At 72.0% G+C, this 23,104-nt stretch carries 22 protein-coding genes; 10 read left to right on the forward strand and 12 right to left on the reverse strand.

Going from position 1 to position 23,104, the window contains the following annotated elements:
- Nucleotides 1–25 precede the first annotated feature (25 nt).
- The gene (locus tag ACFYZJ_RS29170; protein ID WP_388572873.1) at nt 26–673 is read left to right on the forward strand and encodes a phosphatidylserine decarboxylase; all 648 of its coding nucleotides are present in this window, start codon (nt 26–28) and stop codon (nt 671–673) included.
- A 22-nt stretch (nt 674–695) separates the two neighbouring features.
- Entirely contained in the window at nt 696–1,517 is an 822-nt protein-coding gene (gene pssA / locus ACFYZJ_RS29175; RefSeq protein WP_388572875.1) for a CDP-diacylglycerol--serine O-phosphatidyltransferase, read from the forward strand.
- A 338-nt stretch (nt 1,518–1,855) separates the two neighbouring features.
- Here pssA and ACFYZJ_RS29180 read toward each other — a convergent pair whose 3' ends face one another.
- On the reverse strand, nt 1,856–3,007 hold the full coding sequence (locus ACFYZJ_RS29180; RefSeq protein WP_388572822.1) for a glycerate kinase: 1,152 nt from the start codon (nt 3,005–3,007) through the stop codon (nt 1,856–1,858).
- A gap of 152 nt (nt 3,008–3,159) precedes the next feature.
- Here ACFYZJ_RS29180 and ACFYZJ_RS29185 point away from each other — a divergent pair, with 152 nt between their 5' ends.
- Nucleotides 3,160–4,230, forward strand: coding sequence for an ADP-ribosylglycohydrolase family protein (locus ACFYZJ_RS29185; protein WP_388572824.1), 1,071 nt, complete (start codon nt 3,160–3,162; stop codon nt 4,228–4,230).
- Nucleotides 4,231–4,683: 453 nt separating this feature from the next.
- Here the strand turns inward: ACFYZJ_RS29185 and ACFYZJ_RS29190 are convergent, their stop codons facing one another.
- Complete coding sequence (locus ACFYZJ_RS29190) at nt 4,684–6,042, reverse strand: MFS transporter (RefSeq protein WP_388572826.1); 1,359 nt, start codon at nt 6,040–6,042, stop codon at nt 4,684–4,686.
- Nucleotides 6,043–6,073: 31 nt separating this feature from the next.
- Here ACFYZJ_RS29190 and ACFYZJ_RS29195 point away from each other — a divergent pair, with 31 nt between their 5' ends.
- The gene (locus tag ACFYZJ_RS29195) at nt 6,074–7,120 is read left to right on the forward strand and encodes a LacI family DNA-binding transcriptional regulator (RefSeq protein ID WP_388572828.1); all 1,047 of its coding nucleotides are present in this window, start codon (nt 6,074–6,076) and stop codon (nt 7,118–7,120) included.
- A gap of 381 nt (nt 7,121–7,501) precedes the next feature.
- Here ACFYZJ_RS29195 and ACFYZJ_RS29200 read toward each other — a convergent pair whose 3' ends face one another.
- Both ACFYZJ_RS29200 and ACFYZJ_RS29205 read right to left on the reverse strand, forming a co-directional pair.
- Nucleotides 7,502–7,978, reverse strand: coding sequence for a zinc-binding dehydrogenase (locus ACFYZJ_RS29200; protein ID WP_388572830.1), 477 nt, complete (start codon nt 7,976–7,978; stop codon nt 7,502–7,504).
- A gap of 143 nt (nt 7,979–8,121) precedes the next feature.
- Nucleotides 8,122–8,391, reverse strand: coding sequence for an alcohol dehydrogenase catalytic domain-containing protein (locus ACFYZJ_RS29205; protein WP_388572832.1), 270 nt, complete (start codon nt 8,389–8,391; stop codon nt 8,122–8,124).
- Nucleotides 8,392–8,595: 204 nt separating this feature from the next.
- Here ACFYZJ_RS29205 and ACFYZJ_RS29210 point away from each other — a divergent pair, with 204 nt between their 5' ends.
- From ACFYZJ_RS29210 to ACFYZJ_RS29225, 4 genes are all read left to right on the forward strand, one after another.
- Nucleotides 8,596–10,353: a sialidase family protein gene (locus ACFYZJ_RS29210; protein ID WP_388572834.1), complete on the forward strand. Its 1,758-nt coding sequence runs from the start codon at nt 8,596–8,598 to the stop codon at nt 10,351–10,353.
- Nucleotides 10,354–10,818, forward strand: coding sequence for a hypothetical protein (locus ACFYZJ_RS29215; RefSeq protein ID WP_388572836.1), 465 nt, complete (start codon nt 10,354–10,356; stop codon nt 10,816–10,818).
- A gap of 24 nt (nt 10,819–10,842) precedes the next feature.
- Nucleotides 10,843–11,334 carry an NUDIX domain-containing protein gene (locus tag ACFYZJ_RS29220; protein WP_388572837.1) on the forward strand — a complete coding sequence of 164 codons (492 nt, stop codon included), beginning with the start codon at nt 10,843–10,845 and terminating at the stop codon, nt 11,332–11,334.
- A 116-nt stretch (nt 11,335–11,450) separates the two neighbouring features.
- On the forward strand, nt 11,451–12,209 hold the full coding sequence (locus tag ACFYZJ_RS29225) for an NAD-dependent deacetylase (protein ID WP_388572839.1): 759 nt from the start codon (nt 11,451–11,453) through the stop codon (nt 12,207–12,209).
- Here the strand turns inward: ACFYZJ_RS29225 and ACFYZJ_RS29230 are convergent.
- The 8 genes from ACFYZJ_RS29230 to ACFYZJ_RS29265 all read right to left on the reverse strand — a co-directional run bounded on the left by ACFYZJ_RS29230 (nt 12,206) and on the right by ACFYZJ_RS29265 (nt 21,887).
- Nucleotides 12,206–12,724 carry a methylated-DNA--[protein]-cysteine S-methyltransferase gene (locus ACFYZJ_RS29230; RefSeq protein ID WP_388572841.1) on the reverse strand — a complete coding sequence of 173 codons (519 nt, stop codon included), beginning with the start codon at nt 12,722–12,724 and terminating at the stop codon, nt 12,206–12,208. The two genes, ACFYZJ_RS29225 and ACFYZJ_RS29230, sit on opposite strands and share 4 nt — an antisense overlap.
- Nucleotides 12,725–12,733: 9 nt before the next feature.
- A complete protein-coding gene (locus ACFYZJ_RS29235) occupies nt 12,734–14,200 on the reverse strand; it encodes an AlkA N-terminal domain-containing protein (RefSeq protein ID WP_388572877.1) in 1,467 nt (488 codons plus the stop codon).
- Nucleotides 14,201–14,283: 83 nt separating this feature from the next.
- On the reverse strand, nt 14,284–14,412 hold the full coding sequence (locus ACFYZJ_RS29240; protein ID WP_388572885.1) for a hypothetical protein: 129 nt from the start codon (nt 14,410–14,412) through the stop codon (nt 14,284–14,286).
- Nucleotides 14,413–14,575: 163 nt separating this feature from the next.
- Nucleotides 14,576–16,921 carry a glycoside hydrolase family 65 protein gene (locus tag ACFYZJ_RS29245; RefSeq protein WP_388572843.1) on the reverse strand — a complete coding sequence of 782 codons (2,346 nt, stop codon included), beginning with the start codon at nt 16,919–16,921 and terminating at the stop codon, nt 14,576–14,578.
- Nucleotides 16,922–17,055: 134 nt separating this feature from the next.
- On the reverse strand, nt 17,056–17,565 hold the full coding sequence (locus ACFYZJ_RS29250; RefSeq protein ID WP_388572845.1) for an O-acetyl-ADP-ribose deacetylase: 510 nt from the start codon (nt 17,563–17,565) through the stop codon (nt 17,056–17,058).
- Nucleotides 17,562–18,971 carry a phytoene desaturase family protein gene (locus tag ACFYZJ_RS29255; RefSeq protein ID WP_388572847.1) on the reverse strand — a complete coding sequence of 470 codons (1,410 nt, stop codon included), beginning with the start codon at nt 18,969–18,971 and terminating at the stop codon, nt 17,562–17,564. Before ACFYZJ_RS29255 ends, ACFYZJ_RS29250 begins: the two co-directional genes overlap by 4 nt.
- 89 nt (nt 18,972–19,060) lie before the next feature.
- A complete protein-coding gene (locus tag ACFYZJ_RS29260) occupies nt 19,061–19,906 on the reverse strand; it encodes an inositol monophosphatase family protein (protein ID WP_388572879.1) in 846 nt (281 codons plus the stop codon).
- 154 nt (nt 19,907–20,060) lie between these two features.
- Nucleotides 20,061–21,887: a gamma-glutamyltransferase family protein gene (locus tag ACFYZJ_RS29265; protein ID WP_388572849.1), complete on the reverse strand. Its 1,827-nt coding sequence runs from the start codon at nt 21,885–21,887 to the stop codon at nt 20,061–20,063.
- A gap of 66 nt (nt 21,888–21,953) precedes the next feature.
- Between ACFYZJ_RS29265 and ACFYZJ_RS29270 the strand changes: the two genes are divergently transcribed.
- Together ACFYZJ_RS29270 and ACFYZJ_RS29275 are read left to right on the forward strand one after the other, a co-directional pair.
- Nucleotides 21,954–22,700, forward strand: coding sequence for a YqjF family protein (locus tag ACFYZJ_RS29270; RefSeq protein ID WP_388572881.1), 747 nt, complete (start codon nt 21,954–21,956; stop codon nt 22,698–22,700).
- 37 nt (nt 22,701–22,737) lie between these two features.
- Nucleotides 22,738–23,004, forward strand: a complete 267-nt coding sequence (locus ACFYZJ_RS29275) for a DUF6480 family protein (protein WP_388572883.1) — start codon at nt 22,738–22,740, stop codon at nt 23,002–23,004.
- Nucleotides 23,005–23,104 lie beyond the last annotated feature (100 nt).

Below are 23,104 nucleotides of genomic sequence, written 5' to 3' on the forward strand. Positions count from 1 at the left end.
GCATCATCCGCTACGAAGGTCATCCATGCCCCACAGCCAAACCTCTGCACCACGCGGCCGGGTCCGCCTCGCGCGCGGAGCATCGCCGTGGCTTCTCCCGACCGTTGCCACCGCAGCACTCAGCCTGGCCCGCGCGCGCCGCTCCGGCGCCGCCAAGGCCGTGGCCGTGCCCGCCACCGCACTCGCGGCGGGCATGCTGTGGTTCTTCCGTGACCCGGAGCGCGAGATCACCCAGGGCCGGGTCATCTCGCCCGCCGACGGTGTGGTGCAGAGCATCATGCCGTGGAAGGACGGCCGCACCCGCGTCGCGATCTTCATGAGCCCGCTGAACGTCCACGTGAACCGCGCGCCGCTGGCCGGCACGGTCACGTCGGTCGAGCACATCCCGGGCGGTTTCGTTCCCGCTTTCAACAAGGAGAGCGAGAACAACGAGCGTGTCGTCTGGCACTTCGACACCGAGCTCGGCGACATCGAGATGATCCAGATCGCCGGCGCGGTGGCCCGGCGCATCGTCCCCTACGTCCCGCAGGGCACGAAGGTGGAGCAGGGCGACCGCATCGGCCTGATCCGCTTCGGCTCGCGCGTCGACCTCTACCTGCCCGAGGGTGTGGAGGTCGCGGTGGAGGTCGGCCAGAAGACCGTGGCTGGGGTGACGCGCCTTGACCGTGATTGATCCCGATACCCAGTCCGGGTGGGTGCCGGAGGCCGACGAGGTGAACGACGAGGAGGAGATGCCGCTCTCGCTCCGCCTCTCAATAGCGGACACCCTCACCCTCGGCAACGCCACGTGCGGGTTCATGGCGGTGTACTTCACCACCACCGGGATCCTCATCCCGCACCTGACGGGCAACGACGAGTCGGCGGGCATGGCGCGCCACAGCGCCGCCACGGCGGTCATCCTGATGCTGTGCGCCGCGGTCTTCGACCTGTTCGACGGCCTGGTGGCGAGGAAGCTGCGGTCGTCGCCGATGGGCGCCGAGCTGGACAACCTGTCCGACCTGATCAGCTTCGGTCTGGCACCGGCGTACTTCGTGCTGGTCTACGGCATGGTCGCGGACGACGCGCACCAGCGCGTGGCGGCGGTCGGCGCGATCGTGGTGCTGCTGGCGGTGGTGCTGAGACTCGCCCGCTTCTCGTGCGTGACGATGAAGGACGGCATGTTCCAGGGGATGCCGTCGCCGTTCGGCGCGCTGACGGTGGTCTCGATCGTGCTGCTCGAGCTGCCGTTCTTCGCCACGCTGCTGGCGATCCTGGGGACCGCGTGGCTGATGGTGAGCCGGGTGGAGTACCCCAAGCCGCGGGGCCGCCTCGCGGTGGCCATGCTGTCGTGGATCGTCCTGTCGATGGGCCTCCTCGCGGCGTGGGCCTTCGACGCCCCGAGCGGCCAGCTGCTGCTCCAGACGGGCTGCGCGCTGCAGCTGGTCATGGGCGCGGTGATCCCGCTGTTCGCCACGGCACGCCGGGTGAACAACTTCCGCGACAACCGTCGCGAGGCGCGGGCGGCGCAGTTGCCGTAGCGGTCGCATGAGCGGAGGGCCCCGAACCGGGTTGGGTTCGGGGCCCTCGGCTTTGGTGCCCGGGCGCACCTGGGGCTTGCCTCGCCCCCGCCGCCCCCACCCTTCCCTGGGGGCTGCGCCCCCGGACCTCCGCTTCGACCTGGACTGCCTCGTCCGCAAACGCCGGACGGGCTGTTCGATGCCGACCGCCGGAAAATCAGCCTCTCCGGGGCGCAGCCCGCAAGAACTCGGGGGAGGCAGTCCCCGCGGGTCCGGGGGCGGAGCCCCCGGTGGGGTCGAGGGGCCGCAACCCCTGGAGGACGGGAAGGGCAAGGGCGGCGGGGCGGAAACCCCTTGCCTCAGCCCAGGCGGTCCCGCGCGATCCGTTCCGCCACCCGCTCCAGAATGGGCCCCGCGTCCGCGATGCACCGCGCCACGTCCGGCTCCACCTCCGTCAGGGGGTAGGCCCGCCCGATGCCCGCCCGCTCCAGCGCCTCCGGCGGCAGGGCCAGGCGGCCGCAGACCGCCACGACTTCCTTGCCCGCCGCCCGAGCCGCCGCCGCGACCCCCGCCGGGGCCTTCCCGTGCAGTGTCTGCGCGTCCAGCGAGCCCTCGCCCGTGATCACCAGCGAGGCCCGCTCCAGCGCCGGCGCGAAGCCCAGCACGTCCAGCATGACCTCGATGCCGGGGCGGAACCGCGCGCCTAGGAGCAGTACCCCGTAGCCGATACCGCCCGCGGCCCCGGCCCCCGGCGCGACCGCGTACTCCGCCGCCCGGGGACCGATCGCCTCCTCCAGCACCTTGGCGTAGTGCGCGAGCGCCGCGTCCAGCGCCGCCACGTCGTCCGGCGAAGCCCCCTTCTGCGGGCCGTACACGGCGGGGGCGCCCTTCGGGCCCGTCAGCGGGTTGTCCACATCACTCGCGAGCACGAGTTCGACCGACGACAGCCGCGGATCCAGGCCCGACAGGTCCGCGCGGGCCAGCTCCGCCAGTCCCCCGCCCCCCGGCGTCACCGGCTCGTCCTCCGCGTCCAGGAACCGGGCCCCGAGCGCGGTCAGCATCCCGGCGCCCCCGTCCGTCGTCGCGCTCCCGCCGACCCCGAACACGATCGTCCGGGCCCCCGCGTCCAGCGCGGCGCGCAGCAGCTCGCCGGACCCGTACGTGGACGCCGTCAGCGGCGCGAAGACCCCGGCCGGCAGTCGCTGCAGCCCGCTCGACTCCGCCATCTCCACGACCGCGGTGTCGCCACGCAGCGCGAACGCCGCCGTCACCTCGTGTCCGAGCGGGCCAGCGACCCGCACCTCACGCCGTTCGAACCCGGCCGCGACCGCCGCGTCCACCGTCCCGTCGCCTCCGTCGGCCACGGGCAGCGCCTGAACCGCGAGGCCCGGCACGACTCTGCGCAGGCCCGTCGTCACCCGCTCCGCGACCTGGACGGCCGTCAGCGACCCCTTGAACTTGTCCGCGGCGATGAGCACCCGTCGGGTGCCGTTCACAGCAGCGTCCGCCACCTGCGATCCCCTTGCTCTCCGGGCCCTGCGCACGTCAAAAGCGTCAAGGCAGTCGCGCCGCTGTGACCTTAACCGCAGCACACCACCGCCGTCATGCCCCGTCCGGCCCGGAGACCGCGCGACCGCCCGCGGAATTGGGTAGACCTTCAGCCATGACCCCTGTGGGCACCGATCTCGCGGACCGCGTCTTCGGCGGCTGGCTGGGCCGGATCGCCGGCAACATGCTCGGCAAGCCGGTCGAGCGGGGCGATGTGTGGACGCGGGAGCGCATCGACCGCTACCTGCGGCAGGCATCGGCCCTGCCGCTCACGGACTACCTGCCCGAGCCCGCCACCGACAGCGACGCCCTCGACCTGCGCCCCGAGTGGCGTCAGTGCGTCCGCGGCCGCATCCACGGCAGCTGCCGTGACGACGACGTCGACTACGCCGTCCTGGGCCTGGACCTGCTCGAGACGCACGGCTTCGGCTTCAGCACCGAGCAGGTCGGCGACCTGTGGCTGCTCAGGCTGCCGTATCGGCAGACGTTCACAGCCGAGCGGGCCGCGTACCGCAACCTCACCCAAGGTCTCAAACCCCCGCTGACCGCCACCTACGACAACCCCTACCAGGAGTGGATCGGCGCCCTGATCCGCGCCGACGTCTACGGCTGGACCTGCCCGGGCGTTCCGCGCCGCGCCGCCTCGCTGGCCCGCCGGGACGCGGTCCTGTCCCACACCGGCAACGGGGTGTACGGGGCGATGTGGGCGGCCGCGCTGATCTCGGCGGCGTTCACCGAGCCCACGGTCCGGCACGCCCTCGACACGGCGCTGACGGTGATCCCCGCGAGCAGTCGTCTGGCCCGCACCGTACGCCGGGTGATGTCGCTCCACGAGACCGGGCTGAGCTGGGAGGAGACGCTGGAGGCGGTCTCGGAGGAGACGGCCGGGCTCGGCTGGATCCACACGATCCCGAACGCCGCGGTCCTGACCGCCGGGCTGCTGTACGGCGACGGCGACTTCACCCGCACGATCACGCTGACCGTGCGCGGCGGCCTGGACACCGACTCCAACGGCGCGACCGCGGGCTCGGTCGCGGGCGTCCTCACCGGCGCGGAGGCGATCCCCGCGCAATGGAAGGACCCCTTGGAGGACACGGTCCGCAGCGCGGTCTTCGGCTTCGACGGCGTCCGCATCAGCGAACTGGCGGAACGAACCCTACGGCTCGTGGAGACCGAGGGCGCCTGATCCGACCGGCAGACGCACAGCCCGTCGCGCCGAGGCCCCTGTCCGACGCCTGCGTGCCCTCGTACGCGACGCACGGCGTGAGACGCTCAAGCCGAACGCCGCGGACGGTGACCTGACCGGCGTCTCGTGCATCGCCCGGGCGGAACCGCGGATACCGTCCTCGAAGCCCGCGCGGCGGGGCTCCCGGTGGACGTCGTGTGGCTGAACGGCGCCGCGCGTCGCGGCTGAGTCCGAAGAGTCGCGGGCCCCCACCCTGCCAGATGGGGCCGCGTGCCTGTGACCTTCAGCGATAGGCGGCCGAAGACGACCGGAAGTCCGCCGGTGAGCGTTGCCCTCATCGGCGAGGCGCCGGAGTTCACTCAATTCGCCTTGCACTGTGGGTTGTTCGATCAGTTCGTCGATCGCGGTCCGATCACGCTCTCGGCCCACTCCCGAAGTGCGAACAGATCGAAGTCAGTCATGCGGGGCACCCTCTCCCTGGTCTTTGGCTCCGAGCCGGTCGCGCCGAAGCCCGCGTGCTTCTGACGGCTGCTCAAGCGGAGCGGACAGTTTTCGGGAGGCGCGAAGTCCGTTGCGATGCTCCCTGCGATAAGCCGAGACTGCTCCTGTTTTTGTGGTCGCACGCATGGCTGGTTGGGTGTGCGGACCGAAGCCACTGCGGCGGAGCAGGGCCGGTGTGAGGGCGAAGAGGATGACGGCGAGGGCGGCCACCGCGATCATGGCTGCGCGCAGTCCGGCAGCGTCGGCCCATTGCCCGACATAGACCGGGCCGAGAAGGAATCCGATGTAGGACACGGTCGTCACGATGGATGTTGCGCGGCCCCGGTGGGACTCCTCGACGTGTCGCGACACCACGGCGAGCAGTGTGGGGAACAGGACGGCGGTTCCGGCTCCGACAACCACCAGACCGAGCGCGGCGATGAACAGCGAAGGTGCGGTGGCGATGAGGATCGCGCCCGCCGCATCGGCCAGTGCTCCGGCGAGGATGATCCTTCGGGCTGGAGCGGAAGCGAGTGTCCCGATGGATAGCCGGGTGATGGCGACCGTTGCCGCGAAGACGGCAGGTGCGATGGCGGCAAGTCCGGGGCTGGTATGGAGCTCGTCCTGGGCGTAGACCGCGGCCCAGCTTTGGTGCGCGTTCTCGCTCGCGAAGGCGAGTGCGCCCAGGACTCCCATGAGGATGAGTGGAGCGATGGGCGAGCGCCCAGCTGTGCGATGGGGGGCGGGTCTGTCCCCAAGCTGGGTGGAAGGCAGTGTCCTGAGCATGTAGAGGCCCGCGGCCAGGCACAGTGCGGCTACCGCGAGGAATGGGGTGACAGGCGGAAGGGCGGTGGCAGAGGTCAGCCCGGTTGTGAGACTGGAGAGCACGACAGCGGCGGAGAAGACCCCGTGCGCGCGGGTGATGACCGGTCGGCCGGTGAGGTTCTCGGCACGTCCGATGATTGCGTTCATGGCCACGTCGGCAGCTCCGCTGGCAGCGCCGATCAGGCCAAGTCCGCTGCACAGGCTGGGCAGGTCCCGACCGGCCGACACCGCCCCGGCGCCGATGGCTCCCAAGGCGGTGATGGCCGCAGCCGCGACCTTCGGTCCCCACCGGTCGAGCGCTCTGCCGGTCAGCAGCATGGCCGGGAGGGCGCCGACACCCACGAAGAGCAACGCCAAGCCGAGCTGGCCGGCGGTGATGCCGGCCTGTTGTTGAACGCGCGGGATGGATGCTCCCCAGACGCCCCAGAACGCGCCAAAGGCGGCGAAAGCAGCGCTTGCCGAGGCGATCAGAGTACGCGCTGCGGTGGTCGAGTCGGGACCCGTCATGCGTGTAACGATACACAGCTAGGATGGAGGCATGGCAGACCCCGATTCGTCGAAGCGAGTGACCCTGACTCAGGTGGCCCGCGCGGCCGGGGTGTCGGTGATGACCGCCTCGTACACCTACAACCAGCCCAGTCGGGTTTCGGACGAGGCCCGGGCGAAAGTGCTCGCCGCCGCCACCGAGTTGGGGTACGCCGGACCTGACCCCAGGGCCCGGTCCCTGCGGCGCGGGACATCACGCGCCCTCGGCGTGGTACTCGGCGAGCACCTCTCCTACGCGTTCGAAGACCCGCAGGCGGCTTCCTTCTTGGCGGGCATCGCAGACGTCTGCGCAGAGCACGGGTACGGCATGACGATCTTGCCGATCACCGGCGCGGTCGACGACGCGGCTCGGATCCGCACCGCAGCCGTGGACGCGTTCATCGTGTGGACAACGACCGATGACGACCCCGTTGTGGCGGCGGTGCGTGCAATGAAGCTCCCCGCTGTGGTCCACGGCGGACCAGCTGTGCCCGGCCTGGGGCTGGTCAGCATCGACAACAGGGCCGCAGCACGCGCGGTGGGCGATGCCGCCTTCGCAGGCGCAAAACGCCCGGCCGTTGTCAGCTTCCCCCTGACTCGGGACCGGGAACGGGGCCTCATCAGTGGCCCGGACACCACTCGTGTCCTGTTCCCCGTGACACGGCACCGGCTGGAAGGCTACCGGCAGGCAGTCGAAGCCGCCGGCCTCGCCTGGAAAGACGTGACCGTCGCTGTGTGCCGACGCAACGACCCATCCGAGGGCGAGCGCGCTGCCGCCATGCTGCTGGCCGGCCCCGAACCACCCGACGCGATCGCCGCGATGAGCGACCAACTCGCCGCCGGAGTCCTGCAGGCAGCCCACACGGCCCATCGCAGCGTCCCCGGCGACCTGGCGGTCACCGGATGGGACGACGCACCCAACGCAGCCGATCTCGGGCTCACCACTGTTGCGCAATCACTGCGCACCCAGGGATCGGCCTGCGCTCAGGCCGTCCTCGGCCAGGAGGCTCCGCCGGACTCACCCTGGTCGATCGTACGCAGACGCACTACAAGACCGTGACCGCCGTGGCATCGGCCGCGGCTGGTCCGGTGAGGACGTCGTCGCAGGGCTACATCGTGCGGCCGGCTGCGGAATCGCTGTCGACCTGTGCAACGGGCGTACCGGGTTCGAACAACTCCGGTCCATGACGCGTGGTGGGCCACCGCTTTGCGGACGGGTGCCACGCGGTAGGCCGCCCGACAGCGCGTCGGCTCCAGGGCCGTGGTAGCCGGTGCAGAGTGCGCGCAGCGCCTCGCGAAAGTTCGTGTTCCGGGCCATGACGGCCCTCGGGGCAGCGCAGCCAACGGCTGATGGGGTCGGCATGGACTGGGGGCTCGCGCGGCTGCGGGCAGAGCGGCCGTCGGGGGACCCCAGGGCATGACGGCGATTCACAGACGGTTCCTAGCGCCAGGGATCAAGGGCGTGCTTGCCACTGGTCTGGCCCGTTTCGAGTTGCTGCAGCACCGCCGGCCCTTCGGCCAGGGAATGGACCTGGGGCGTGCCCGGCGGGTACACCCCTTGCTCGATGAGCGCCGTGAGTTCGGCAAGCAGCGATCGGTAGACGGACGGGGCCGCTGTCGCGAGCGCACCGATGTGCAGGCCCTTGACTTGGACCTGGTGGGTGAACACCAGGTCGTGAGTGGTGAGGCCGGCGTCGCCGGAAGCGGCACCGAACACGACGACGCGTCCGGTGAAGGGCTTGGTGACCGCCAGACTGACCTCGAACGTGGTGCGTCCCACCGATTCCAGGACCAGGTCGACACCGCCGGTCAGGCGGGTGATCTCCGCGGCCAGATCGGTCCGTGCGCTGTCCAGGACCTCGTCGGCGCCGAGCGCCCGCACGGTGTCGTGCTTGCCCGGTGACGCCGTGGCGATCACGCGCGCACCGTAGTGGCGGGCGAGGCGGACAGCCGCCTGCCCCACGCCTCCGGCTGCGGCATGAACGAGCACCACGTCCCCTGCCTTGATCTCGCCCAACGGCTTCAGGGCCGCCAAGGCGGTTGCCCAGTTGAGCGCCAGGCCTAGAGATTCGGCGTCGCTCCAGCCGAAGGCACGGGAAGCACACCCGCGGCCGGCATCGTCATGTACTGCGCGAAGGCACCCGGTCCGGTGCCGACGACGTGGGTACCAAGCGGGAGCGGGCACTCGATGTCCGGGCCGACACCCACGATCTCGCCGGCGGCTTCGAAGCCTGCCACATAGGGCGGCTGCGCTCCGCGATCTTCCTGAAGCCCTTCGCTGATCGGCTCGTCCTTGATGAGGTGGACGACCCGGGTCACGGCGGCGATCATCTCGTTGCCGTGGAACCTGACGAGGATTTACATCCGACTCCGCGCGACGGACGCCACCCACCTCCCCGTAGAGCAGACGAAGGCACCACCCGTACCGCCCCGCACCACCGTCCTCCGTCCGACTCGCGAACCCACGAGGTACTTGTGGCTCTCTTCTCCGTACTCCGTCGTCACCGCCGCCCGCGGTCGCGGGGTCCCGTCGCCGTGGGGCTGTTGGCGCTCCTCGCCGGTGCCCTGCCCGGAGTGTCGGCCGACGCCGCCACTCCGCCCTCCGGATCGGTCAGCGACACGGCACCCACGACCACGTGGAGCGCCGGTCCCTTCCTCGTCCCCAACGTCACCGGCACCACGGGCACCGTCAGCTGCGGCGACCCGCAGCTGTGCGACGACTACGCCCTGAAGGTGACGGTGCCCACGGGCTACGACGCCGGTCACAGTCTGCGCATCGACATCAAGTGGCCCGACTCCGCAGCCGACTTCGACCTGTACGTCCTCGACGCGGGCGGTCGCGAGATCGCCGCCTCGGCATCCAGCAGCGACCCCGAGACCGTGCTGCTTCCGGCGGTGACGGCGTCGTACACCGTGCGCGTGGTGCCGTACGCGCCGCTCGGCGACAGCTTCACCGGCACCGCGAGCCTGGTCGCCGACCCCGTCGATCCGCCGCCGAGTACGGCGACCCCGCCGGCGTACGCGAACTCCTCCGCACCCGACAGCATCAAGGACGCGCACAACGCCGGCGAGCCCTCCATCGGTGTCGACCGTGCGACGGGTGCGGCGATGTTCCAGGCCTACACCTCGACGCTCAAGGTCACCTACGACAGCGCCGGGACCGCCACCTGGCAGGACAAGAGCGCGAACGCGGCGAACGGCTGTCCCCAGGGCAGCACCACCAGCCTCGACCCGATCCTGTTCACCGACCCGGCCACACACCGCACCTTCGAGTCCCAGCTCGCCGGGAAGACCGCCCTGACCTGCTACACCGATGACGACGGCGAGACGTGGACGCCGACGGCCGGCTCGGGCATCAACTCCGGAGTGGACCACCAGACCATCGGCGGCGGCCCCTTCGCGCCCGGCGGTCCCGGCGCCCTCACCTCGTACCCCGACGCCGTCTACTACTGCTCCCAGGACATCGCCGACGCCTCCTGCGCGGTCAGTCGGGACGGCGGTCTGACGTACGGGCCCGCCGTCCCGATGTACTCGCTGCTGGACTGCGGCGGTCTGCACGGGCATGTGAAGGTCGCCCCGGACGGCACGGTGTACGTGCCCAACAAGGGCTGCGGCGGCAACCAGGCCGTGGCCGTCTCCGAGGACAACGGGCTGACGTGGACCGTCCGCAAGAACCCGTCCAGCACCCCCGGCGACTCCGACCCGAGCGTGGGCATCGGCGCCGGCGGGACCGTCTACATGGGCTACCAGAACAGCGACGGCACCGCGCGGATCGCCGTCAGCCACGACAAGGGCAAAACGTGGCTGTACGACCAGAACGTCGGCGCGGCCCTCGGCATCAAGAACATCGTCTTCCCGGCCGTGACCGCGGGCGACGACAACCGTGCCGCCTTCGCCTTCCTGGGCACCACGACCGGCGGCAACTACCAGGACGCGGCGAACTTCAAGGGCGTCTGGCACCTGTATGTGGCCACCACCTACGACGGCGGCCAGTCCTGGGTCACCGTCGACGCCACCCCCACCGACCCCGTCCAGAAGGGTTCCATCTGCACCGGCGGCACCACCTGCGGCCAGGACCGCAACCTCCTGGACTTCATCGACGTCACCCTCGACGCCCAGGGGCGTGTGCTCGTCGCGTACGCCGACGGCTGCACCGGCGCCTGCGCCACCGGCGGCCCGGAGAACTACGACGCGCTGGCCTCCGTCGCCCGGCAGTCCTCCGGGAACACTCTGTACGGCGCGTACGACGCCGTGGTCGCCGGCCAGCACAAGAAGACCAAGGGAGGCCGATAAGTGAAGCCGTTGCCACCGGCGGCCGTACTGGCCGGCTGCGTCCTCGCCCTGGCGGCCGTCACCGGGTGCTCGGCTGCCGGAGAGCGATCGGAGCGGCCGGCCGGGGCGGCGGCCGCCGCCCCGGCGCCCGGCGGCTGCCCCACCGCCGCCTCACTTCCCCTGCCCAAGGACTTCCCGGCCGACCTGCCGGTGCCCAAGGGCGCGGTCGTGACCTCGGTCGAGCACCGCACCGGCGACCGGCTGGTCGTGGCCACCGTCGTACGCGACGGCTTCGACTCCGCCCTGACCTTCCTGCAGAAACAGCTGCCCAAGGCCGGATACGCGCTCAAGCAGGGCGAGGTGGAGAAGGACGACGCCGAGTCGAACTTCTCCTCCTCGGCCGTGGAAGGCCGCTGGACGCTTCGCAAGATGCCCGACTGCGCGGGAGGTGTGTACCTGACGTACCTGACGTCCGCCGCGTCCTGACCGCGCAGTGGTTACCCTTCGTGGATGACCACTCCAGACTTCGCCGCGTACATCGCGTCCCTCCCCCGCGTCCTGTCCGGCGCGGCCGCCCTCTTCCGCGACGCCGGGGGGCGGGTGCTGCTCGTCGAGCCCAACTACCGTGAGGGCTGGGCGCTCCCGGGCGGCACGATCGAGTCGGACGACGGCGAGACCCCGCGGCAGGGTGCGCGCCGCGAGACGCTGGAGGAGATCGGACTCGACCGCGAGCTGGGCCGGCTGCTCGCGGTCGACTGGGTGCACGGGACGGGACGCCCGCCCCTCATCGCCTACCTGTACGACGGCGGGGTCCTCGGCGAGGACGACCTGAAGGCGATCCGGCTGCAGGAGGAGGAGCTGCTGTCCTGGCGGCTGGTGCCGCGTGAGGAACTCACCGACTACCTGCCGGGCGCCCTCGGCCGCCGCGTGCTCGCCGCCCTCGACGTGCTGGCGGACGGCGCGGGCACGGCGGAGCTGGAGAACGGCCACCGGGTCGGCTGACGCGGGCCGCGTCAGCCGTTCGTCGCGCCACGCCACGCCGGACCGGGCCGCGATCACCGTCCTGCCCTCCGTTATCCGTTCGCCGCGCCGCGATCGCCCGTCCTACCCTCGGTGACATGACCAAGCCCCTCGTGGCCATCCTCAGCGGCGCCGGTATCTCCACCGATTCCGGAATCCCCGACTACCGCGGCCCGAACGGGCTGTGGCGGCGGGACCCCGAGGCCGAGAAGCTCGTGACGTACGGGTACTACATGAGCGACCCGGAGATCCGGCGGCGCTCGTGGCAGATGCGGCGGAAGAACCGGACGCTGAAGGCCGAGCCGAACGCCGCACACCGGGCCGTGGCCGAGCTGGAGCGGTCCGGGGTGCCCGTGCGGGTGATCACGCAGAACGTGGACGGGCTGCACCAGCTCGCCGGGATGCCCGCGCGCAAGGTGCTCGAACTGCACGGTACCGCCCGGAACGTCGTGTGCACGAAGTGCCATGCGCGCGGGCCCATGGAGGACGCGCTCGCCCGGGTCGCGGCCGGGGAGGACGACCCGCCGTGCCTGGAGTGCGGCGGGATCCTGAAGTCGGCGACGGTGATGTTCGGCGAGCGGCTCGACCCGATGGTCCTCGGTGAGGCCGTCGCGATCACCAAGGCCTGCCAGGTGTTCATCGCGGTCGGCAGCAGCCTCCAGGTGCAGCCGGCCGCCGCTCTCGCCGGCCTGGCCGCCGACCACGGGGCCCGGCTGATCATCGTGAACGCCGAGCCGACCCCGTACGACGACCGGGCCGACGAGGTCGTACGGGAGCCGATCGGCACCGCGCTGCCCAAGCTGCTGCAGGAGCTGCGGGAGGCTCAGCCCCCTGGAACACCCCCTGGGCGCGACTAGAACAACGCCGACCCGCGTTCGAACTCCAGCAGCCGGCGCTTGCGGTCCAGTCCGCCGCCGTAGCCGGTCAGGCCGCCGCTCGCGCCGATGACGCGGTGGCAGGGGACGATGATGCCGATGGGGTTCCTGCCGTTGGCCAGGCCGACGGCGCGGGAGGCGCCGGGGTTGCCGAGGGCGTCGGCCAGTTGGCCGTACGAGCGCGTCTCGCCGTAGGGGATGCGGCGCAGCTCGTCCCAGACGCTGCGCTGGAACGCCGTGCCGTGCAGGCGCAGTTCGAGGGTGAACTCCTTCAAGTCACCGGCGAAGTAGGCCTCGAGCTGGTCGATGGCCTCGCCGAACGGCGCGTCGTCCGTCCCCCACGCTCGGCTTCGCTCGCGCGGGGGGACCCCCATGCCGAAGGTCTCCTCCGACGGGCGGTGGCGCTGGTCCGTCATGTAGAGGCCGCACAGGACACCGTCGTCGGCGACCAGGGTGAGCGGGCCGTAGGGGCTGTCGATGATCGTGTGCTGTTTCACCGTGTGTCCTTACACCGGAAGGAAGTTGATGGGGTGGCTGTCGGTCGCCCACAGGTACTGCACCGCGTACGCCCGCCACGGCCGCCAGGCCGCCGCCCGCGCGGTGAGCGCGGCGGGGGTGGAGGGCAGTCCCAGTTCCTGTGCGGCGCGCCGAATGCCGAGGTCGGTGGGCAGGAACGCGTCGGGGTCGCCGAGGGCGCGCATGGCTATCACGTCGACCGTCCAGGGGCCGAAGCCGGGCAGGGTGAGCAGCCGGGCGCGGGTTTCCTCCCAGTCGCTCTCGACGCCCAGGTGGATGGATCTGTCGGCGAGTTGACGCACGAGGGTCGTGAAGGTCGTCCGGCGGGCGCGGGGCATCGCCAGTGACTCGGGGTCGAGTGCGGCGAGGGCCTCCGGTGCCGGGAAGAGGTGGGTGAGGCCGCCTTCGGGGTCCTCGACCGTGTCACCGTGGGCGGTGACCAGGCGGGCCGCGTGGGTGCGGGCGGCGGCCGTGGAGACCTGCTGGCCGAGGACGGCCCGTATGGCGAACTCCGCCTCGTCGACGGTGCGCGGCACCCGGCGGCCGGGGGCCTTGTCGACGAGGGGAGCCAGCACCGGGTCCGTGCGCAACTGGTCGTCGACGGCGACCGGGTCGGCGTCCAGGTCGAGCATGCGGCGGCAGCGGCTGATGGCGACGGCCAGGTCGCGCATGTCGCTGAGGCTGAGGCGGCACGCGACGTGGTCGGGCCGCGGGGTCAGCGCCACGATGCCGTGGCCGTACGGCAGCTGGAGGGTGCGCCGGTAGGCTCCGTCGCACCACTCCTCGACTCCGGGTACGGCGGTGGCGGCGAGGTGGCCGAAGAGGTTGTCGGGGTTGAGCGGGGCACGGAACGGCAGCCTGAGGCTCAGGACGCCAGGTGCGGTCACCGTCTGCCGGGGGAGGCGGGCGCGCAGCTCGCTCGGGGAGAGCGCGAAGACCTCGCGGACGGTGTCGTTGAAGGTGCGGATCGAGGAGAACCCGGCCGCGAACGCGATCTCCGCCATCGGCAGCCCGGTCGTCTCGATGAGCAGCCGCGCGGTCTGGGCGCGCTGGGCGCGGGCGAGCGCGAGCGGCCCGGCGCCGAGTTCGGCGAGGAGCTGGCGCTCGATCTGACGGGTGCTGTAGCCGAGGCGGGCGGCGAGCCCGGGCACGCCCTCGCGGTCCACGACACCGTCCGCGATCAGCCGCATGGCGCGGGCGACGAGATCGGCCCGCTGGTTCCACTCGGGTGAGCCGGGGCTGGTGTCCGGGCGGCACCGCTTGCAGGCCCGGAACCCGGCCTGCTGGCACGCGGCGGCGCTCGGGTAGAACGTCATGTTCTGCGGCTTGGGCGGCACCGCCGGGCAGCTGGGGCGGCAGTAGATCCGCGTGGTCAGGACCGCTGTGTAGAACCATCCGTCGAAGCGCGCGTCCTTGGACTGGACGGCGCGCACACAGCGCTCCCGGTCGGTGTGCATCAGGTTCCGCATGCCTCAAGCATCGGGCACGGGAGTGTGCCGGGGCTGGCGAGAATCCGACATGTAGGTGAGGCTACCTGCCGTTACCAGGATCGCGGCCAGGCCGCCTCGCGCAGCAGCCGCAGCCCGGTGAACCCGACCAGCACGGTGGAGCCCTCGTGCCCGGCGACGTCCAGCGGCAGCGGGAGCCGGCCGAGGAGGCCCCACGGCACCAGGCCGGTGATCGGTCCACCACGTGGAGCACCTGCGGCTCGGCATCGGCGACGCAGTCGAGTGGCCCACCCCACCGCCGCAGCCGTGGGGCGGGCTCCCCAGCCGCTCCCGAGCGGCGTCTGAGCACCGGTGAACCGGTGACCGGCTCGTGTCCGTCCGCGTTCAGTGGGGGCGCTCGGGGTGGCGTCCGGGCGGCTGGGTGGGCTGTGGCAAGGGGGGCGACGGTTTGACGGGGCGGGTCTGCGGGGTGCCGCGGGACACGGTCAGCGGCTCCCCGTAGTGCCTGATACCGACCGATTCCCCTTCGACGAGGGTGTACGTCGCCCGGGAGTCGGTGATCTCCACCCGGAGGCACTGGTGGCGGGCATGGACCGAGAAGGCCAGCCGGCTGAGTGTGTCGGGGAGCCGGGGCGCGAAGTGCAGGGTTCCGGCGTGGTGGCGCATACCGCCGAAGCCGGCGACCAGCGCGATCCAGGTGCCCGCCAGGGAGGCGATGTGCAGGCCGTCACGGGTGTTGTTCTCCAGGTCGTCCAGGTCCATCAGCGCCGCTTCGCCGAGGTAGTCGTAGGCCAGGCGCAGATGGCCGACCTCGGCGGCGATGACGGCCTGCACGCTCGCCGACAAGGAGGAGTCACGGACGGTGAGCGGTTCGTAGTAGGCGAAGTTCCGCGCCTTCTCGCCCTCGTCGAAGGCGTCGCCGCGCAGGTACATCGCCAGCACGAGGTCTGCTTGCTTGACCACCTGCTTGCGGTAGATCTGCAGGTACGGGAAGTGCAGCAGCAGCGGGTAGTCCTCGGGCCGGGTGCTCGGGAAGTCCCAGACCTGGTGGCGGGTGAAGTCCGCGGCCTGTTCGTGGATGCCCAGGGCGCTGTTGTAGGGCACGGTCATCGCCTTGGCGGCCGTGCGCCATGCGTCCGTCTCGTCCTCCGTCACGCCGAGCGCGGTGGCCTGCTCGGGGTGGCGTTCGGCGGCAGCGGCGGCGGCCAGCAGGTTCTCCTGGGCCATGAGATTGGTGAAGGTGTTGTCGTCCGCGAGCGCGCTGTACTCGTCGGGACCGGTGACGCCGTCGATGTGGAAGCGGCCCTGGGAGTCGTGGTGGCCGAGGGAACGCCACAACCGGGCGGTCTCCACCAGGAGTTCGACGCCGGTGTCGCGTTCGAAGTCGTCGTCGCCGCAGACCGAGACGTAGCGCAGGGCGGCATGGGCGATGTCGGCGTTGACGTGGAAGGCCGCGGCGCCGGCCGGCCAGTAACCGGAACACTCCGCGCCGTCGATGGTGCGCCACGGGAAGGCTGCCCCTTCGAGGCCGAGTTGCCGGGCGCGGGCCCGGGCCGCCGGCAGGGTGTCCTGGCGCCAGCGCAGTGCCGCGGTGACACTGCGGGGGTGGGTGAAGATGAGCACCGGAAGAACGTAGGTCTCGGTGTCCCAGAAGGCGTGCCCGTCGTAGCCGGAGCCCGTCAGTCCCTTGGCGGGGATGGCCCGCTGCTCGGCCCGGGCAGCGGCCTGCAGCACATGGAAGAGCGCGAAGCGGACGGCCTGCTGGATCTCCGCGTCGCCGTCCACCTCCACGTCGGCGTGGGCCCAGAAGTCGTCCAGCAAGGCCCGCTGCTGGTCGGCCAGGCCCTGCCAGCCCGTGGCGCGCGCCTCGGCCAGCGCGGCCTCCGCCTGGTCCCTCAGGGACGGCAGTGAGCGCAGCGAGGACCAGCCGTAGGAGACCAGCTTCTCCAGCCGGAGCTTCTCCCCGGGCCTGAGGTCGGCGATGACGGTGAACCGGGCGACGTCGGGCGAGCTCTCCCCGTCCGTCCGGGTGGCCGCCGGGCCGTGCACGACGTGGTCGGCGGCGGCCGCGACCCGCAGACCGCTGCGGGCGGTGCGGTGGATCAGGCGCAGCCTGGCCCCGTCGGCGTGGTGCTCCTCGGGCTGCAGCGGGGATTCCAGGGCGGCGGCGACCCGGGGATCGTCGCTGGGCTGCGGCATGGGCTCGTTGGCGACGAGTTCGGACTGGACGACGAGGCGCACCTCGTCGTCCAGCGGCTCCACCTCGTACGCGATCGCGGCGATGGCCCGGTGGGTGAAGGAGACCAGGCGGGTGGAGCGCACGCGGACGGCCTTGCCCACCGGCGAGACCCATTCGCACACCCGGTGCAGCACCCCGGCCCGCAGATCGAGGACCCGTTCGTGGGAGAGGAGACGTCCGTAGCGCAGATCGGCCTGCTCGTCGTCGACGAGGAGGCGGATGAGCTTGCCGTCGGTGACGTTGATGACCGTCTGGCCGGACTCGGGGTAGCCGTATCCGGCCTCGGCGTAGGGCAGTGGGTGTACTTCGTGGACGCCGTTCAGGTAGCAGCCGGGCAGTCCGTGCGGCTCGCCCTCCTCGAGGTTGCCTCGCCAGCCGATGTGTCCGTTGGACAGGGCGAAGACCGATTCGCTCTGTGCCAGGACGTCCAGGTCGAGCTCGGTCTCGCGGATGCACCAGGGCTCGGCCCCGTAGGCGGGATGCGTGATCACGGCGGGTCCTCCGGGTACATCCGGAAAGCCTGATATGCCATTTTTATGTCTGCCCGCTCAACAGTCACTCCACCCCCACCGGCCCCGAAAAGGCCGGCGCGGCACCAGCGGCCTGCGGAGGGATGAGCGCTCGCTCAGACGAGCTGGGCGGCGAACGCCTCGTACGCCCGCTCGTCGAAGAGCACGAACCTGACATCCTCGACGGCGGTCCGAGTGGCCTTGACCGTCTCCACCGCGATGCGTGCGGCGTCGTCGATCGGCCACCCGTAGATGCCGGCGGACACGGCCGGGAACGCCACCGTCCGCGCGCCGAGTGCGTCGGCTACGCGCAACGACTCCCGGTAGCAGGAGGCCAGCAGCTCGGACCGGTCCTCCTGGGGGCTGAAGCGGGGACCGACCGTGTGGATCACCCAGCGGGCGTCCAGCGCGCCGGCCGTGGTGGCGACCGCCTGGCCGGTGCGCAGTCCCTTGCCGTACTGGGAGGCGCGCAGCGCGCGGCACTCCTGGAGGATCGCCGGGCCGCCGCGCCGGTGGATCGCGCCGTCCACCCCTCCCCCGCCGAGCAGCGAGGAGTTGGCCGCGTTGACGATCGCGTCGGCGCTCTGCCGGGTGATGTCGCCCTGGACCAGCGTGATGGTGGTCATCGCTGCCTCAGCCTCCGCCAGACCGCCTTCGCCGCGTTGTGTCCCGACATCCCGTGCACGCCCGGGCCCGGTGGGGTGGCCGAGGAGCAGATGAAGACGGCCGGGTGGGGGGTGCTGTAGGGGAACAGGGAGACCTTGGGACGCAGCAGGAGCTGGAGGCCGGACGCGGCGCCGGAGGCGATGTCGCCGCCGACGTAGTTGGCGTTGCGGGCGGCCAGTTCGGGCGGGCCGGCGGTGGCGCGGGCGAGGACGCGGTCGCGGAACCCCGGGGCGTAGCGTTCCAGCTGGCGTTCCATGGCGTCGGTGAGGTCTCCGCGCCAGCCGTTCGGCACATGGCCGTACACCCAGAAGACCTGCTTGCCCGCCGGGGCCCGGGTCGGGTCGGCGACGCCGGGCTGCACGGTGATGAGGAACGGCCGCTCGGGCGCACGGCCCTCCCGGGACGCGGCACGCAGGGCGGTGCCGATCTCCGCGCTGTCGGCGCCGATCTGCACGGTGCCGGCGACCCGCGGCTCCTTGGCGGTCCACGGGACCGGGCCGTCCAGCGCGTAGTCGATCTTGAAGACGCCGGCGCCGTAGCGGTAGCCGTCGTAGTAGCGTCCGAGGCCGGCGATACGGGCCAGGGCGGTGGGCGAGGTGTCGAAGACGTAGGCGCGTGCCGGGGGCAGGTCGTCGAGGCGCTTGACCTCGTAGTCGGTGTGGAGGGCGCCGCCGAGATCCTTCAGGTACGCGGCGAGGGCGTCCGAGATGGACTGGGAGCCGCCGCGGGCCACCGGCCAGCCGCGGGCGTGTGCCGCGAGCGCGAAGACCAGGCCGACCGCGCCGGTGGCGAAGCCGCCGAGCGGGGAGATCACATGGGCGACGAGCCCGGCGAACAGGGCCTTGGCGCGCTCGTCGTGGAAGCGGCGCATCAGCCAGGTGGACGGGGGCAGGCCGACGAGGCCGAAGCGGGCGAGGGTGACCGGGTCGCGGGGCAGCGCCGTCAGGGGCAGCGACATGAAGTCCCGGGCCAGGGTGTCCCAGCGGCTGAGGAACGGTGCGACCAGCCGGCGGTACGTCCCCGCGTCACGCGGACCGAACGAGGCGGCCGTCTCGGCCACGGACCGGGACAGCACCGCGGCCGTGCCGTCGGGGAACGGGTGCGCCATCGGCAGCTCGGCGTGCAGCCACTGAAGGCCGTACCGCTGCAGGGGCATCGCCCGGAACGCGGGTGAGTTGATGCCGAGGGGATGAGCCGCCGAGCACGGGTCGTGCCGGAAACCGGGCAGCGTCAGCTCCTCGGTGCGGGCGCCGCCGCCGACGGTGTCGCGCGCCTCGAAGACGGCCACGGAGAAACCGCGGCGGGCCAGCTCCACGGCAGCCGTCAGCCCGTTGGGCCCCGCCCCCACCACGACCGCATCGAGCATCGACGGCACCTTCGGACTCCTTCGTCAGCCGACGGCCACAGGAGATCAGGATATGCCGGGGGTCTGACACGCCTCGGGTGCGGGCAAGATCAGGCGGCGTCCGACAGCAGCTCCACCACCCGGCGCGCCGTGGCCCCGTCCCGGGCCGCGGTGAACGGCAGCGCATTGCCACCGGTGATCCGGAACGGTTCGCCCGTCAGGGTGAGGTGCGCGCCGCCCGCCTCCTCGACCAGCAGCAGGCCGGCCGCGTGGTCCCAGGCGGCTTCCCAGGAGAAGGCCGTGGCGTCGAGCAGGCCCTGGGCGATGTGGAGGTACTCCAGGCCCGCCGAGCCGCACGAGCGCGGGCGGACGCCGTCCGTCCACAGACCGAGCAGCGCGCGCTTCTGCTCGTCCGTCGTGTAGTCCGGGTGCGAGGTGGCCACCTCCAGGTCGCGGCCCGCCGCGGGCGAGCCCGATCGCAGGCGCTCCCCGTCGAGGAACGCGCCCTCGCCCCGTATCGCCGTGGCCATCCGGTCCAGGGCCGGGGCGTAGGTCCACGAGGCGCGTACGATGCCGCCCTGGGCGAGCGCGACCAACGTGCAGAACCCGGGCTCGCCGTGCACGAACTGGCGGGTGCCGTCGACCGGGTCGACGATCCAGACGGGTGCCTCGCCCCGGATGGCCTCGTACGTCACCGGGTCGGCGTGCACCGCCTCCTCGCCCACCACGACCGAGCCGGGCAGCAGCTTCGCGAGCGCCTCGGTGAGGAGGGCCTCGGCGTTGCGGTCGGCGTCCGTGACCAGGTCGTGCGGTCCGGCCTTCTCGTCGATCTCGTGCGCGGCGAGCCGGCGGAAGCGCGGCATGATCTCGGTGGCGGCCGCCTTGCGCACGGCCTCCTCGACGTCTGCCGTGCCGTGCGCGAGAAACCCGTCGATGGTTTCGTAGTCGTCGATCATGCCCTCCATGAGAGCACGCGGCACTGACAATCCTCACCGGCCCGGTGTACTCCGGGTGGAATCGGTATGAATTCGGTGCTTCTCAGGATTTCGGCGCTTCTCAGGATTTCGATACTCCTCAGAATTTCGGTGCTTCTTCCCGTGGTGCGCCGGTTCAGCGGCCCACCGCGTACCCCTGCATGCCCCGCGGATTGGCCGCGGCCGACAGCACGCCCGTTCCCGGGTCCCGGGCGACCGCGCACAGCCGCCCCTCCGACCAGGCCTCGCCGACGGTGACGTCGTGGCCGCGCCGACGCAGCTCCGCGACGACCTCCGGGTCCATGCGCGACTCGACGGTGACGCTGCCGGGGCGCATGCCGCGCGGATAGAAGGAGCCGGGAAAGCTGTCGTTGTGCCAGTTCGGGGCGTCGATGGCGCCCTGCAGGTCGAGGCCGCCGCGGACCTGCGGGCGCAGCGCGGCGGCCAGGAAGAAGTGGAGCTGCCACTGGTCCTGCTGGTCGCCGCCGGGCGTGCCGAACGCCAGCACGGGCGCCCCCTCGCGCAACGCGATGGAGGGGGTGAGGGTGGTGCGGGGGCGGCGCCCGGGCGTGAGGGAGTTCGGCAGGCCCTCGTCGAGCCAGGTCATCTGCAACCGGGTGCCGAGCGGGAAGCCCAGCTCGGGCACGACCGGGTTGGACTGGAGCCAGCCGCCGCTGGGCGTGGCCGCGATCATGTTGCCCCAGCGGTCGACGACGTCGAGATGGCAGGTGTCGCCGCGGGTGGCGCCGTCGGCGGTGACCTCCGGTTCACCGGGCACAGGCGACGTCGGGCCCTTCGCCACGGTCGGTTCGCCGACGCCCATGGGGTTGAAGCCCGGATCCTCGGTGGCCACCACGCGCGCGTACTCGCTCAGGCGCGGCACGCGGCCGCCGGGGCCGCCGGGGCGCAGCTCGTACGACGCCTTGTCGCCGATCAGAGCGCGCCGCTCGGCGTTGTAGGCATCCGACAGCAGGTCGTCGAGCGGGACCTCGGCCGCGTCGCCGTACCAGGCCTCCCGGTCGGCCATGGCGAGCTTGCAGCCCTCGATCAGCAGGTGGACGTAGTCCGCGGAACCGTGGCGGGGCAGCTCGGGCGGCAGCAGGGCGAGCTGCTGGAGGAGGACGGGACCCTGGCTCCAGGGGCCCGCCTTGCACACGGTCCAGCCGTTCCAGTCGTAGGTCGCCGGGGCCTCGTAGGCGGCCGACCAAGAGGCCAGGTCGTCGGCCGTCAGGGTGCCGCTGTGGCGTTCGCCGCTGGTGTCCATGGTGGGCCGCCCCGCCTGCCGTACCAGGGCCTCGGCGATGAACCCGGACCGCCACACCCGGCGGGCCGCCTCGATCTGCGCCTCCCGGTCCCCGGCCCCGGCGACCTCGGCGAGCAGCCGCTTCCAGGTGGCGGCCAGGGCGGGGTTGCGCAGCAGCGCGCCCGGGCGTGGCAGCTTCCCGCCGGGGAGGTACACCTCGGCCGAGGAGGTCCACTCGGTCTCGAACAATTCCCGCACGGTCGCGACGGTCCGGCCGACGCCCTCCACCGGCGGGTGCCCGTGCTCGGCGTAGCCGATGGCGTACTTCAGGACGTCGGCGAGCGAGCGGGTGCCGTGGTCGCGCAGCAGGAGCATCCAGGCGTCGAAGGCTCCCGGGACGGCGGCGGCGAGGGGCCCGGTGCCCGGGACGAGGTCCAGACCGAGTCCCCTGTAGTGCGCGATACCGGCTCCGGCGGGCGCGACGCCCTGCCCACACAGCACCCGCACCTCGCCGCCCGCCGGGGCGAGCAGGATCGGGACCTCGCCGGCAGGACCGTTGAGGTGTGGTTCCACGACGTGCAGCACGAACGCCCCCGCCACGGCCGCGTCGAACGCGTTTCCGCCGCTCTCCAGTACGGCCATCGCCGACTGGGAGGCCAGCCAGTGGGTGGAGGACACCATGCCGAAGGTGCCCTGGAGGGTGGGGCGACTGGTGAACATATGGCCTCTTCCTGTCACAGCGTTCCCGGCGCGTTTCCCGGTGTGATCGCCGGGGACTCGGTCGCCATGGTGTCCTCGGCGCCGGAGCAGCGCGTCCGCCTGCCGGCCCTGGAGGCGGGCTGGCTGACACAGACCTTCGTGCACTGGCCCTTCCACCCCGACCGAGTCCAGCGCCTGCTGCCGGACGGTCTGACCGTCGACCCGTACGAGGAAGCGGCCTGGGTCAGCTTCACGCCGTTCCTGATGGCCGACGTGCGGCCGGCGGTCCTGCCCGGTGCGACGCCGGGCCTGCCCACGTTTCCGGAGACCAACCTGCGCACCTACGTCCGGGGTCCCGACGGGCGCGACGGGCTGTGGTTCCTGTCCATCGAGGTGGGCAACCCCCTCATGCTGGCGGCGCGCATGGTGGGCGCACCGTACCACCCGGGTCGGTTGCGTCTGTCGCGGGACGGGGACGTGGTGCGCTACTGGGGTGTGCGATGGGGTGGCTCACCCGCGTACGAGATGACCGTCCGGCCCGGCCGGGCGCTCACCCCGGCGCAGCGGGACGTCTGGCTGACCTCACGGTGGCGCGCGTACACACGGCGGCTGGGGGTGCTCTGGGAGACGCCCGTGGCACACGAGCCCTGGCCCCTGCGCACCGCGGCCGTCGAGCGCTTCGAGGAGACCGTGACCCGGGCCGCGGGGCTTTCCCCACCCGACGCCGAGCCGGTGGTGCACTTCTCCGACGGCGTCCGAAACGTGCGCATGGGCGCCTCCCGCCCGCTGCCGTCGTCATTCCCGGCCCACGCGCGTCCCCCGGCGTCCGCGTGACGCCCGGGCGCGCGGGTACTCGGCGGCCATGAACCAGATGAACCGGGACAGCGGAACAGGGGGGACGCGGAACCGCCAGTACGGCGCTTCCGGCCCCGAGCCGTCGCAGACGCCCGGAGTGGAGCCGGGCGGGGTGCCCCCCGGCGAGACTCCGCCCGGCGAGAGCAGCACCGCGGAGGCCACGCACCGCGACGACTACGACCGGACGCGGGGCTGGGCGAAGGGACCACTGATCGCCATCATCGCGCTGGTGGTACTGGTGGCCGGGTTCTTCCTGGCGTACGCGATATCACTGATGCGGTGAGCGCGACGGGGGGGTGCCTCTATGTCTTTCGTCAAGCGAGGCGTGGGGTTCTGGGTTCGTAGAAGGTTCCGTCGCGGAGCATGGCGAACAGCACGTTGAT

This window comes from Streptomyces sp. NPDC001848 (assembly GCF_042891915.1).
In the GTDB taxonomy this organism is placed as follows: domain Bacteria; phylum Actinomycetota; class Actinomycetes; order Streptomycetales; family Streptomycetaceae; genus Streptomyces.